Origin of the sequence: Hominilimicola fabiformis (assembly GCF_020687385.1) — a bacterium.
Lineage (GTDB): Bacteria > Bacillota > Clostridia > UBA1381 > UBA1381 > Hominilimicola > Hominilimicola fabiformis.
The window spans coordinates 255,308-269,039 of the sequence record NZ_JAJEQM010000002.1; the positions used below are offsets into that span (position 1 = coordinate 255,308).

Here is a 13,732-nt window from a genome sequence, read left to right on the forward strand (position 1 = left end):
TGTATTGATAAATCAATACAGGTAAAGCAAATGGAAAGTTTTAAAATTACCGCAAAAGAGTTTTTGCTTTTATGCACGGCAACCGACGCAGACGAAGTATATGGCGTAGATGACGCGTACGAGAACCTTACCGAAGACAATGTAGAAAAAGAAGTAAGAAATGCGCAAAAATCATTGGAAGAAAAAAATTACATACAGTCTGATTTTGACGGCAATTCCGAAATCAGAGATGATTTAATGGAATTGATAAGCTGTTGTGTTGAATGTAATAATGTTATATCTGTAGACCACGCTCAAGGAAACAAGGGTCAAACAAATGTAGTGTATTATATACAGGATGAAAAAGTAGTTAAATCGGAAAAGAAAGATGATATTTATATTATTGGATGGCTGAAAAAGGAAATGCTGTATTCCGATATAAAAGGGTTAGTTAAAATATTACCTATGGAAAGAAATAATAATATAGATAAATTTCATATTCCTCAAAATGAAGTGGAACGAGCAAAAGAAAGTCTTGCAAAAAAAGACAAAAAAGCCGCTGTTGAATGTTTCAAACAGCATTGTAACACTACGACAGCAGAACTTGTTGCGAATGCTCTGGATATTAATGATTTTTATTCGATTACGGAAGTTGAATTTAAAGATAAGCTTGATTCTGTTCATAATATGATGGTATTCGTGACAGACACGTCATTAATAAAAATTACACCGACTGTTATAGATTTAATAGATGAAACAGAATTTGATAATACAACTGTAGCTGAAATAAATGATACACTTGATAATTATGTGAAGATTGTAGGAACTATTGTAGGTGAGGATGGTTTAAATGGTTAATTCAGCGATTATAACTGTTAAGGAATTTTCGGGTTATGAAATTGGAGATTTTGAGTTGCCAATAAAAATGCCTGTTGAAGATTTATCAAAGAAGTTTGTTGATGTTTTGAAAGCTATAGACAGTGAACGTTATGAAGGTATATCAGATATAAAAATAAGATATAACAATAGAATTTTACAAAATAATCAGACTCTATATTCTCAAGGTATTTGGGATGGAAGTATTATAACAATATCATTTTAGGAGGTGTGTAGATTGTCAAGCGGACTTATTAGTATAGATTATGCTGCTGCAATAATGAAAGCAAAAAAACTTGAAAATATCGCGAATGAATGTTCAAATATAATCAAAGATATTGACAAACAGCTTTCTTCATTGGATGAAATGTGGAAAGGAGCGGCAAGCGATGCATTTAAGCAAAAGTTGCAGGAATATAAACAGGAAAATCAAAAAACTCAGGCGGAAATAAAAAAGACGGCAAATGCAATAAAAGAAGTTGCAAGAGCAATTAAAGCAGCTGATGAAGCAGCTGCCGCAAGTACCTTGAAAATGTAGTTTAGTGAGGTGAGAAAACAATGGCATTGATAAAACTTACACTTTCAGAAATGAGTAATGTGAAAAGCCAAATAAGCAGTTTAGCAGAACGGACTGAATCAAACGGAACGGCCGTAGCGAGAATTGCATCAAATTTGGATATGGAAGTGAAAGCAAGACAAAATATTGAAGAACAACTTCAAAAAATTAAAAATGATTTAAACAAACAATCACAAAAGTTGACTGCATACTCAAACGTGCTTAATGACGTTATGAATCAATTTGTCAGCGCAGATTCAAAAAAGAAAACAAATATAGATGCAGTGTCATTTGAAAAAAATACAACAGTTGTAGCTGCCGGTATGGTCGGAGCTATGTTAAAAAACACCTTAAATGGTTGGGTGTCAAAAGAACAGCTTGATAAAGTTAATAAAAATGCAGGAAAAAATACAACAACCAAGAAAACAGATGTTTCCAATTTAAAAAAATTTGTAAATTGGAGCAAGAATAAAGCAAAGAAAGCCGCGAAGTCACTAAAGAAAAAATACGGCAATGTAGTTCAAAAAGGTAAAAATTGTGTATCAAATGTTGGCAAGAAAATAAACAAAGTAAAAAACTGGTATGTAGAAAACAAAGAAAAAATAAATGCATACGGAAAAGCGGCATGGAAAATAGGAAAAGGGGTTATAAAAATTGCAGGAGCCGTCGCAGTGTTAGCAGGAACAGCCGGTGGTTCAGCTCCGTTGGCAATAATGGATATTATTACAGCAGGAAATGATATTATAAATGGTGCAAGTGATATAGTATACGCATCTAACGAACAATATGATATGGTTGGAAAGACAAATTTCTTAAAAGATAAGCTTGTTGAAAATGGTGGAATTATAGGAGAACAGTTAGGAAATAAAGAATTGGGTGAACAATTCGGAGATATAGTGTATAAAGGGGTTGATTTAGTTACTTTCTTGGATGGTGCAGATAAAATGTTAAAATCATTAGGAAAGGCAAATATGATAGCTACCGGAAAAGTAGGAAGTGCATTTATTTTTGGAAAAACTTCATTTGATGATATAAAAGATAAATCATTTATGAAAATTATGTATGATGCTGCTAAAAGTATATATAAAACAGGAGAAAAAGCATATTCGCTTGGTAAAAGTCTTGTATAATTTAAAATAAAAAATATATAAAAATAGGAGGAATATAATTATGAATAATAAATTATTACCAATAGGAAGCGTTGTTACATTGGAAGGTGCAGAGAAAAAGTTAATGATAGTTGGAGAATCGCTGGTACAAGAAGATGATGATACAATATATGACTACATAGGAGTACCATTTCCAGAAGGATATATCGATAGCGAAAATATGTTTCTGTTTATGGCTAAGGATATTGAAATTGTTAATTTTGTCGGATATGTCAATGCAGAATCCCAGGCATTTAGAATTAAATATGCAGAATATTTAAAAGAAAACGGTTTACAAGAAGATTAATTTAGATAGAATGGATGTGAACTAAATGGCTGATTATATTTTGATAACTCCGGAGCAGTTAAAGGAGAGAGCATCAAAGGTACGAGAGTACAGACAGCAGCACGTTGATACTATGAGCAGATTTAACAATTTAGTATTGAATCTCAGTGAAAGTTGGCAAGGTGAGGCACAACAAGCATTTGTTGCAAAATATCAAGGTATGAAAGATAAATTTAATAAATTTGATGAGGCTTTGGAAAAATATGCGGTTGATATGGATGAAACAGCAGATATTATGCAAGAAACAGACCAATCATTAGCCTCAAAAATCAACGGTCTTACATAAGTAATAGATGCACACAGACGCATTTATAATAAAATTTACAAAGGAGGTCATTTTAATGGCAAGAATTCAAGTAACACCTGAAGTGTTAAACGAAAAATCAAACGAGGTTAGAAAGTATAAGGAAGAGCATGTAAGCACTATTCAAAAGCTTACTGCTATGGTAAATGGCTTGACTGAAATTTGGCAAGGTGAAGCTCAAACAGCTTTTCAAGCAAAATTTGACGGAATGAAGAGTACATTTACTCAGTTTGAACAAATTCTTGAAGAGTATGCATTAAATCTTAGCGATGCTGCAAAGACATATGCAGAAGCAGAAGCAGCTGCTACTCAAAGATCTCGTGGCTAAAAATTATATCAATTCATTACGGCAGCACGATTTTATTATTGTGCTGCCGTAATATTAGGAATAAGGAGTATTTTATGCTTAAACTTGATTGCTGTTTTATTACAGATAGTGGAAAAATAAGAACGAATAATGAGGACAATTTTTTTATTTGCGGAACTTATAAGAGAACACCGGAGGAACTTCGATACAGAAAAAAAGATTTTGTTTATAGAGGTGGAATTTTTGCTGTCTGTGATGGTATGGGTGGCGAAGAATTCGGCGAAAAAGCGTCGCTTATATCAGTAGAGGAATTAAATAATTTTAAAGAAAAGGATTTTAATGAATATCACGAAAAATATTTTGATATGGTGAATTCAAGAATTTGTGATTTGAGATTTGAAAATAATGGTGTAAAGTCCGGAACGACGATTGCACTTATATATATAAAAGATGAAAAAGCTATCAGCTATAACATTGGCGACAGCAGAACGTATCTTATGCGTAATAAAAAATTGACACAGCTGTCGGAAGATCACACGCAAGTTGCACAAATGTTGAAAATGGGTATGATTAAGGAAGAAGATGTGCAGTCATACAGCAATCGTCATATATTGACTCAACATTTGGGAATACCAAACGATGAATTGGTTATATCTCCGTATATATCTGATGTTATAGATATTAAAAGAGGAGATATATTTTTGATTTGCAGTGATGGTCTTACGGACATGATTCGTAATGATGATATTAAGAATATATTAAATAGCAAAATGTCTGCTGAACAGATGGCAGAAACATTAGTAAATTCCGCTTTACAGATGGGTGGTAAAGATAATATAACAGTAGGCGTTATAAAAAATGCAGAGCCAAAAGAAACTGTTTGGAAGAAAGTAAAAAAGCATTTTGTTTAAAGTATTGTTGACAATAGTAGGGTGATGGTAATGGAAGAAAGTTATTACAAGAAATATGAGCCGATAGACGGAAAATGGTACATAAAAGAATTACTCGGTGAGGGCAGTTACGGAAAAGTCTTTAGAATTGAACGTGAAGATATCAGTGGTAAAAAAAGTGCCGCCTTAAAAGCTATTACAATTCCTCAATCAAAAACAGAAATATCGACAATGAGAGCAAGCTTGCGTGATGAACAAAGTGTTAAGGAGTATTATAAAGATATAGCAGGAAAGCTGTTAAACGAATTTAATTTAATGGCGAAGTTAAAAGGTAACAGTAACATTGTATCTTATGAAGATCATAATATAGAGCCTCACGAGGACGGAATCGGTTATGATATTTTGATAAGAATGGAACTTCTTACACCGTTATCTGAATATTTTGAAAATGGGATTGACGAGAAAGATGTTATACGGCTTGGAATAGATATATGTAAAGCGTTAGAAATATGTCAGCAATATGAAATTGTGCATAGAGATATAAAGCCCGAAAACATATTCGTATCACAGAGCGGTTCTTTTAAATTAGGTGACTTTGGTGTGGCGAAAACGATGAAAAGTATCGAAACTGTTATGACAAAGGCAGGAATGTATACATATATGGCGCCGGAACTGTATAAGGGTGAAAAAAGTGGTGCAAGTGTTGATATATATTCGTTGGGAATGGTTATGTATCAATTACTGAATTATAATCGTGAACCATTTTTGCCGACTCCTCCGGAGCGTTTTACGTTTGAACAAAAAGAAAATGCGTTAATGCGAAGAATGAAAGGAGATGGCTTGCCTAATCCGTGTCAGGCAAGTGAGGATTTGTCGAAGGTTATACTAAAAGCATGTAGCTTTAATCCTAATGAACGATATAAATCACCGTCAGAAATGTATGATGCGTTAAATCGTATACAGGACAAAGAAAAACATATAATAGAAGATACTGCGAATTCTTATGATAATTATAATTTAATCGAAAATGATGAATTTGATAAAAATGAAGAAACGGTTGGACTTTTTGATTATTACTTAAATTCAAATACAGAATCAACATCTAATGTTCAAAATAATGTTGTATATGATAATGTTCCTGAAAAGTCAAACATAACCAATAATACAAACAAAAGTTGTAAAGAAATAGTCAGTGAAATATGCGGAACGTATAAAATGCGAACATTTGGTAAAGACAAGGATGAATTAAAGAAAATAAAAAAAGTAACGAAAAATCATGGAGAAAACAGAAAATATGATTTAAACGAAATTTCTCAAAACTATAGAATGAAATCGTTAGATGATATGGATAAATTTTAATATTTAGGGGGTCAGTATGGACATAAATTATTACAAAAAATATGAACCGATAGACGGAAAATGGTTAATAACAAAGAAATTAGGCAACGGTGCATTTGGCACTGTTTTTGAGATTGCCCGAAAGAACATACCTGATATTAAATCAGCACTCAAAATAATATCAATTCCTCAATCATCGGAGGAATTACAAAGATTAAAAGAAGAGAATTACGATATAGATAATAAAAGCATTACTTCGTTTTATAGTGGGTTAGTTGATGATTGTATAAAGGAATTTCAATTAATGTCTAAACTTCGTGGAAACAGTAATATTGTAAGTTATGAAGATCATAATGTGATTGAAAAGCAAGACGGTGAATTTGGTTGGGATATTTTTATCCGAATGGAATTACTTATACCGATAGTACAATATTTTACTGATAATGCACCGACACAGCAAGATATTATAAAGCTCGGGATAGACATATGTAAGGCATTGGAGGTTTGCGGTAAATATAACATTATACATCGTGATATAAAGCCAAGTAATATTTTTGTTTCGGATATAGGTGAATTTAAACTCGGTGATTTTGGTGTTGCGAGAGTGTTGGATAAAACCAATATCGGACTGTCAAGAAAAGGAACATATACATATATGGCACCTGAGATATACAGAGGTGAAGAATATGATTCGAGTGTGGATATATATTCTTTGGGAATTGTGATGTATAAATTTTTAAATAACAATCTTGAACCGTTCAGGAAAGAAAGAACATATCAGGACTTAGAAAATGCACTGAAAGAACGAATGAGTAATGCTGGTATTCCAAAGCCGATAAATTGTGATGAAAAATTGGCAAGAATAATATTAAAGGCGTGTGCTTATGATTTAAAAGACAGATACAGCAGTCCGAAACAAATGCGAGAAGAATTGGAAAATCTTCTGTATACATCTGAAGAAAATGATTATGATAGTTATGATGAAACAGTAGGGTTATTTGATTTTGGTATTAAAAAGGAAAGTGTACAACAATCGGAAGAAAAAATCATAAATAAAACAGAAAAAACACAAAATATCATAGATATATATAAGGAATTTTGGACAGGATATTTTGATTTTAAGGGTTGTATAAGTAGAATAAATTATTGGAAGATCGTATTGATTAACTTTATAATCTTAAATATTGTAAATATACTATCAGATATATTACCTGTTTTAAATATACTATTATTTATAATGTGTTTGGCTATATTAATTCCCAATATTGCACTTACCACGCGCAGACTGCATGATGTCGGAAAAAGCGGTCATTGGCAATGGTTGTATTTAACACTCTTTGGCAGTATAGCAGTTTTTGTATTTTTATGTCAGAAATCACAAATGAATAATAAATATAGAAACAAAGGAGCGGAATAAATGGAAGTAAATTATTATAAAAGGTATGAGCCGATAGATGGAAAGTGGTACATAAAAGAATTGTTAGGCGAGGGTAGCTACGGAAAGGTATTTCGCATCGAACGAGAGGACATAAGCGGTAAATATATCTCCGTATTAAAAATAATAAGTGTACCGAATTCTAAAACAGAAGTGGATTCATTGAAAGAAAGCTTGGGTGATGAGCAAAGCGTGTCAGATTATTATGGTGAAATAACCAAGAAATTAATGCAGGAATTTCAGCTTATGTCATCATTAAAAGGAAATAGCAATATAGTTTCGTATGAAGACCACGATATAAAACAGCACGAAGACGGAATCGGATACGACATTTTGATTAGAATGGAATTTTCACACGGTGTAACAGTGGTAGCAGCTGCAGGAAATGATAATGTTGATATATCAAAGAAATTCTTTTCACCGGCTTGTATAAATGGAGTAGTAACTGTTGCCGCGGTAGCAGACAATAATCAAAAAGCAAAATTTAGTAATTATGGAAACGGAATAATTGATATTGCGGCAACGGGAGTTAAAATAGGTGGTGCGGCAAGAGGTGGTAGTACTGTTACGATGAACGGAACATCAATGGCGTCACCACATATTGCAGGCGTGTTGGCGCTTATCAGAAGTGCTAATCCAAATTATTCATCAACAGATGCTATAAATGCGATGAAATCTTCAGCAAGCAATCTCGGTAGTAGTGCATATTACGGTGCAGGAATACCGAATTTAGAAAATTTGGTTTCAAAGACACCTGTTGAAAATAATATAACAGTAAATACACTTGAGGCAAAAAAGATTTCACAAACAAATGCAACTGTATACGGAAAAATTTCATATTTAGGTACACGCCCAAGTGAAGTCGGAATTTATTTTGGCAATGATTCAAACAATTTGAATAAAGTAGCAAGTGATAAGATAAACCACAATAAAAATCCGTTTGATATGTGGTATGATTTGAATAGTGAGGCAGGACAATATCTATCAGCGGGTAGAACTTATTATTATCAGTGTTATGCAATACAGAACGGAAAAGAAGTCAGAGGTTCAATTAGCTCATTTACAACAGAATCAGATAATTCCGGTTTGTCAATATCAACAGGCGGGGCGGATTCGGTTACATCAAATAATGCAACCGTCAGAGGTACAGCGGCATATTCGGGTACACGTCCGAGTGAAGTCGGATTATATTTCGGAACATCGCCGAATAATATGAACAAGGTTGCAAGAGATACTATCAGCCACAACAAAAATCCGTTTGATATATGGTATGACTTAAACAGTGAGGCGGGACAATATTTGAACGCCGGAACTACATATTATTACAAAGTATACGGAATACAAAACGGTAATGAAACGTGTGGAGATGTAAAATCATTTACAACCGCAAGCAACGCAACAGAAAGAACATATACGGCATATGTATTCAATACAGACGGTTCACTTGCAATTAACAGCAGACCAAGTAAAGATTATCCTATAGGAGCAATTCCTGAAGGTGCAAGTTGTACAGTGTATCCGGACAGAATGTCCGGAAATTGGTGTTGGGTAGAGTATAACGGAATCAGCGGATATTCGTATAAAGACTATATTATATTACAATAATAAATATTAAGAGTGAAAGCCGCTGCTAAAATGTAAACAGTGGCTTTTGTTGTTAAAAAACATAGAGTGATAATTGTAAATTTATTGTTAGTATGATATACTGAATATAAAATAATCTTGGGAGTGATGTTAATTGAAAAGAAGAATAAGCATAATATTAATTGCGATGATAGGTCTGATAATCTCAAGTAATTTAAGCGTAATGGCATATGAATTGCCGCACGCATTTTGGGGCTTGGACGCTGGTTATTCAAATGCAACAAGCAGCAAAAATTATGATGAAACGATAAATTACGGAGTACAAATTATCAATTTAATATCATCAGAGCCAAAGAATGAGCAGACAATAAATATTTTAGGCTCAAGAACATATGATGTTGCATTTGCCTATTTTATGAACGGTGATTATACAAATGCGGCGAAGTATTTTGAAATGTATATTCCATACGGTAAGCAATTAGGGTGGACTGACGGCGTAATTATTGCAGAAAATTGCGTTAAGCAATTTACAAATACATTTGACGTATATCAAGCTACGGAACAATCGCAAAAGGTGTATGGTGCGAAAAATGAGCCGAACGGTGTTTTATACGGACAAGTGGCAGATCAGGCAAAAAGTAATGAATCAATGACATTGCTGTATTTGGAATACGGTGATGAAAGTACATTCGGTTGGACGCGTGCGATGCTTGATAAAGCAGAAACACAAAACAAAGCGGTAGAAATTGCTCTAAACTTTCCACAGGAAGGCACAACGGCAAGAAATATAAACAGTTCGGATTCTTTTTTATCGAATTTACGCTCTATGCTGTCAAGTTACAAAAACGTGCCGATTTATTTGAGAATAGGTGCTGAATTTAATGTTTGGGGTGATAAATGTACACCCGATGAATTTGTATCTGCATTCAAAGCTGTTGCAAACAGTGTGAGCGGATTGTCTAACGTTGCTACTGTTTGGAGTATGGCGCACACATCTTCATGGAAAACAAACGATTGGCCTTATACGGCTGATGACTTCTATCCCGGTGACGAATATGTTGATTGGGTAGGCGTGAATTGTTATGCAAGTAAGTATTTCCAAGGCAGAGTATGGCAGGGAGAAAGCAGGTATAATGAAGTTTACTTTAAAACAGGATACAGTTCCGATCCTGTTGTGATGATAAAGGATGCTGTTGAAAAATACGGCGGTCGAAAACCTATAATGATTTCTGAATGTGGAAGTGCATACAGAACTAACGGTGATATAAATGAGACCGACAGTGAATGGGCGGCAAAATATTTAAAACAAATATATACATTCATTCCTATGGTATATCCTCAAGTAAAGCTTATAGCGTATTTTAACGCTAAAATGAATTATGAGGTGAATTACTATAATCTCGACGGAGACAGCGAACTTCAAAACGCATATAATGATGTAACAGAGTCACCGTGGTTTATACAAAATAATAATACAAACAGCGCCGGACAATTCTTAAAAAAGGCGGGCAGTACAATAACGATGAACGGAGATACAACACTGTACGCATATCCGCATATATACGGATCGGATTGGGTAAATGTTGAATATTATCTTGACGGTGAACTCGTTAAATCAACAAACGAAATAGCTTATACCGTACAACTAAGCGACATAAAGGGGACGCATGATTTAAGAGTGGTTGCAAACGGAAATAATGGGGTTTCTATGACTCGTGAATATCAGCTTGTCAGCTATGCACCGGCAGAAAAAGCAGAGGATTTTTCTGATACATCTTATCTTAATAACGGTCAGAAAAATGCAGTAAATTACACTATAAGCAATGATATTATGACAGGCTATGAAAATAATACATTCAGACCTGACGCAACCATAACCAGAGCAGAATTTGCTGCGGTTATATGCAGAATGATGGGGTATAATGTTGGTGAGAATAGCACATTTACAGATACAAAATATCATTGGAGCAGTAAATATGTAAATGCGTGCGTAAAAGCAGATATAATACATGGTATCGGTGATAATAAATTTGCACCGGATAATCATATTACCGTGGAACAGGCGGTTAAAATATTGACAAGTGCATACGGATATGCAAACAGTAAAACTCAATATCCCGACGGCTTTATGTCCGCTGCTCAAAAGTATAATTTGTTTGATAATGTAACATCAAGCAGATTAGGCACAGATGTTAAACGCATTGATGTTGCAGTTATGCTTTATAACGCGGCTAAAAATTAATAATGCTACCTAAAAAACTCATTACGATGCAAATACATTGTAATGAGTTTTTTTGATGCTAAATATGTCAAAAAATACGTTAATTATGCAGAAGTGTTGAAAGCACGTCATTTACATGATAATCTGAAAGTATAAAATAAATTTTATAAAATATAGTTATAATTGCAATTAAAATATAGTTGCAATTATAATGTAAATGTGTTATAATGGAAATGTAATCAATAATGCAAATATTTAATATATGTAATATTTATTTAATGCAAATTAAGTAAGGGGATATGGTATATGAAAATAAGATATAAATACTCATTAATTTCAGATGTCGGAAATTTAAGGAAAAATAATGAGGATAACTTTTTTGTATTTGGTGAAGAAAATCGAAATCCAAAGAATAACATATATTCATGTAATGGTGAATTTGTGAATGAAAAAGCGTTTTTTTGCGTATGTGACGGTATGGGTGGACACAGTGCCGGTGAAGTTGCATCATATATAGCAACTCATCAAGTGCAAAAAAATTATAACTCAATAACAGATAAAATAAAATTCGAAAAAGATGTATCCAATGTTATGAAGTCGTTTATATCTTCGATCAATGATAGCATTTATAATACTACAGAAGAAAAACCGGAGCTTAAATCTATGGGAACTACTTTGACGGGAATATATTTTCTTAAAGATGGTGCATATGCGATAAATATAGGTGACAGTCGAGTATATGAATTAGAAAATGAAAAGTTACAGCAACTTACCATAGATCATACCGACGCTGATAATAAACACGCATTAACACGATTTTTGGGTATGTCATATCAATACGGAAATGTCTATCCGGATGTATCAGCCAAAAAAATAAATTTAGGATTAAAGAAAAGATTTTTATTGTGTTCAGACGGATTAACCGATATGGTAGATGATTCGATGATAAGGGACATTCTGATAGAAGAAAAAAATAATATAAATGCGGCGAATAAACTTGTTGAAACTGCAAAGAAAAACGGTGGCCGTGATAACATTACGGTTTTGATTGTTGATGCAGAACCTGTTAATAAATTTAATGCTGTATTAAAGAATAAGTTGACTATTTGTATAATAATTGCAGCGGTATTAGTTGGTGCAGGTTTGGGTTGCTTTAACGTATACAGAAGTCAAACATCCGGAATATCGCTAAACGATTTAAGCAATGATATAAAAAATGCAAAAGATTTGTCTGAAGCATGTGAAAAGATGAATCAGTATATTGACAATGCAATTAATAATGCCAAAAGTTATGATGATTATACAAATACCGTTGATGAATCTGATAATAATGTAGCAGGAAAAAATAAAGAATTCAAAGACGCTATTCAAGCTCTTAATGTTTCAATAGAAGATGTAAAGAAAAAGTATGATGATATTGTCAACAACAGTGAAAGCGATGAGCAGACTAAGAAGAATGATATAACAAATTTAATAAACAGTAATGATATTCAGAAAAATATAGATTTATGCGAAGGAAAGAAAGCAGAGCTGAATAATGCATTAGATGATTGGCATAAACGCAATGAAGAAGCAAATCGACATAGCCAAAGTCAAAGTCAAAGTAATAACGGTAATAAAGGCGACAGTCAAGCACCTGTTAAAAATTCAACAACATCATCAGGATCATCAAGTTCTAATTCAAGTGGATCGGTTAAGCAAAGTACTTCCGGCAGCCGCTCAAACGGTTCAACTTCAAATAATAATACATCAACTCACAAAAATAATACGTCGAGCGAAAACGGTGCGTCAAGTGACATTGGCACATCTGTAAGTGAAAGTGAAGATACTTCCGGCGATAGTCAAACAGAACAAAGTATTGGAAAGTCTTCATATGACGGACTAGGTGGCGAATAATACAATATTAAAAATTAAGGGGTTTGTATTTTATGGAGATTAATAAAAAATTGAAAATCTTTTCTGTAACTATAGCAATACTGGCGATTATACTATCAGTTATTACTACAGTGTATAAGCCTGAAATTCGCTCACAAGGAAAAACACCGGAAGAGATTGCGATAGAATTAGAAGAACAACAGAAATTGGACACAGTAATGGCTGATATTAGAAAAACTTTGCAGGTTAATGATATATGTGATTCATATATAAAATTATGTTCAGATACATTGGATGTTAATGATGCGATTAAGGCAAAAAAAGCAGAATTGCTTTCAGAGGCTCAGAACTTAAAAACAAAGGCAAAAGAATTTGGAAGTGAGGCAGAGGGCATATACAATTCACCGGCACTCTCTGTTGCTAATCGCGAAGAACAGTTAATCCAAAATAGTAAATATCAAGCAATAAAGCAAAGTAAAAACAAATGTGAAAAATTGAAGAGTGAGTTAGAGACTTTGGTAAAGCAATATAATGAAGAGCAAGAGAAAATAAAACAAACTGCAGCAGAGGCAGAAAAGAATAAAAAAGCGAATGAAGAGAGTAAACAGACAAAAAGCAACAGCGAGAGTCAAAGCAGTTCATCATCAAGTAGCAAATCTTCAAGAAGTAGTTCATCAAGCGGTAGTTCATATTCTAATAATTATAGTTCATCGGGGAGCAATTCGTATTCTGGCAGAAGTTCTTCTTATAGTGATGATTCATATTCAAACAGCAATTCTTCTTATTCAGAAGCAAGTTCATCAAGTGAATCATCAGGCGGAGGATATACAGGTGCTGACCTTGGAAGTGAACGATAAAATATGGAGGAGATAT

At 33.4% G+C, this 13,732-nt stretch carries 14 protein-coding genes; all 14 read left to right on the forward strand.

The features are described 5' to 3' along the window. The first annotated feature begins 30 nt into the window (after nucleotides 1–30). Nucleotides 31–837, forward strand: coding sequence for a hypothetical protein (locus tag LKE05_RS02620; protein ID WP_308455825.1), 807 nt, complete (start codon nucleotides 31–33; stop codon nucleotides 835–837). Then, nucleotides 830–1,081, forward strand: coding sequence for an EsaB/YukD family protein (locus LKE05_RS02625; RefSeq protein WP_308455826.1), 252 nt, complete (start codon nucleotides 830–832; stop codon nucleotides 1,079–1,081). Before LKE05_RS02620 ends, LKE05_RS02625 begins: the two co-directional genes overlap by 8 nt. 12 nt (nucleotides 1,082–1,093) lie before the next feature. Next, nucleotides 1,094–1,393, forward strand: a complete 300-nt coding sequence (locus LKE05_RS02630) for a WXG100 family type VII secretion target (protein ID WP_308455827.1) — start codon at nucleotides 1,094–1,096, stop codon at nucleotides 1,391–1,393. A 20-nt stretch (nucleotides 1,394–1,413) separates the two neighbouring features. After that, nucleotides 1,414–2,541: a hypothetical protein gene (locus LKE05_RS02635; protein WP_308455828.1), complete on the forward strand. Its 1,128-nt coding sequence runs from the start codon at nucleotides 1,414–1,416 to the stop codon at nucleotides 2,539–2,541. A 40-nt stretch (nucleotides 2,542–2,581) separates the two neighbouring features. After that, the gene (locus LKE05_RS02640) at nucleotides 2,582–2,866 is read left to right on the forward strand and encodes a DUF4176 domain-containing protein (protein ID WP_308455829.1); all 285 of its coding nucleotides are present in this window, start codon (nucleotides 2,582–2,584) and stop codon (nucleotides 2,864–2,866) included. Nucleotides 2,867–2,891: 25 nt separating this feature from the next. Next, the gene (locus tag LKE05_RS02645) at nucleotides 2,892–3,191 is read left to right on the forward strand and encodes a WXG100 family type VII secretion target (protein WP_308455830.1); all 300 of its coding nucleotides are present in this window, start codon (nucleotides 2,892–2,894) and stop codon (nucleotides 3,189–3,191) included. A 55-nt stretch (nucleotides 3,192–3,246) separates the two neighbouring features. Next, complete coding sequence (locus tag LKE05_RS02650; protein WP_308455831.1) at nucleotides 3,247–3,537, forward strand: WXG100 family type VII secretion target; 291 nt, start codon at nucleotides 3,247–3,249, stop codon at nucleotides 3,535–3,537. 74 nt (nucleotides 3,538–3,611) lie between these two features. Next, complete coding sequence (locus LKE05_RS02655; protein WP_308455832.1) at nucleotides 3,612–4,427, forward strand: PP2C family protein-serine/threonine phosphatase; 816 nt, start codon at nucleotides 3,612–3,614, stop codon at nucleotides 4,425–4,427. Between the two features lie 30 nt (nucleotides 4,428–4,457). Further along, nucleotides 4,458–5,765 carry a serine/threonine protein kinase gene (locus tag LKE05_RS02660; protein ID WP_308455833.1) on the forward strand — a complete coding sequence of 436 codons (1,308 nt, stop codon included), beginning with the start codon at nucleotides 4,458–4,460 and terminating at the stop codon, nucleotides 5,763–5,765. Nucleotides 5,766–5,781: 16 nt separating this feature from the next. Further along, the gene (locus tag LKE05_RS02665; RefSeq protein WP_308455834.1) at nucleotides 5,782–7,161 is read left to right on the forward strand and encodes a protein kinase domain-containing protein; all 1,380 of its coding nucleotides are present in this window, start codon (nucleotides 5,782–5,784) and stop codon (nucleotides 7,159–7,161) included. Continuing rightward, on the forward strand, nucleotides 7,162–8,784 hold the full coding sequence (locus LKE05_RS02670; RefSeq protein WP_308455835.1) for a S8 family serine peptidase: 1,623 nt from the start codon (nucleotides 7,162–7,164) through the stop codon (nucleotides 8,782–8,784). Nucleotides 8,785–8,917: 133 nt separating this feature from the next. Further along, on the forward strand, nucleotides 8,918–11,005 hold the full coding sequence (locus LKE05_RS02675; protein ID WP_308455836.1) for an S-layer homology domain-containing protein: 2,088 nt from the start codon (nucleotides 8,918–8,920) through the stop codon (nucleotides 11,003–11,005). A 285-nt stretch (nucleotides 11,006–11,290) separates the two neighbouring features. Then, nucleotides 11,291–12,880, forward strand: a complete 1,590-nt coding sequence (locus LKE05_RS02680) for a protein phosphatase 2C domain-containing protein (protein ID WP_308455837.1) — start codon at nucleotides 11,291–11,293, stop codon at nucleotides 12,878–12,880. Nucleotides 12,881–12,912: 32 nt separating this feature from the next. Continuing rightward, a complete protein-coding gene (locus tag LKE05_RS02685; protein ID WP_308455838.1) occupies nucleotides 12,913–13,716 on the forward strand; it encodes a hypothetical protein in 804 nt (267 codons plus the stop codon). The last annotated feature ends 16 nt before the right edge of the window (nucleotides 13,717–13,732 follow it).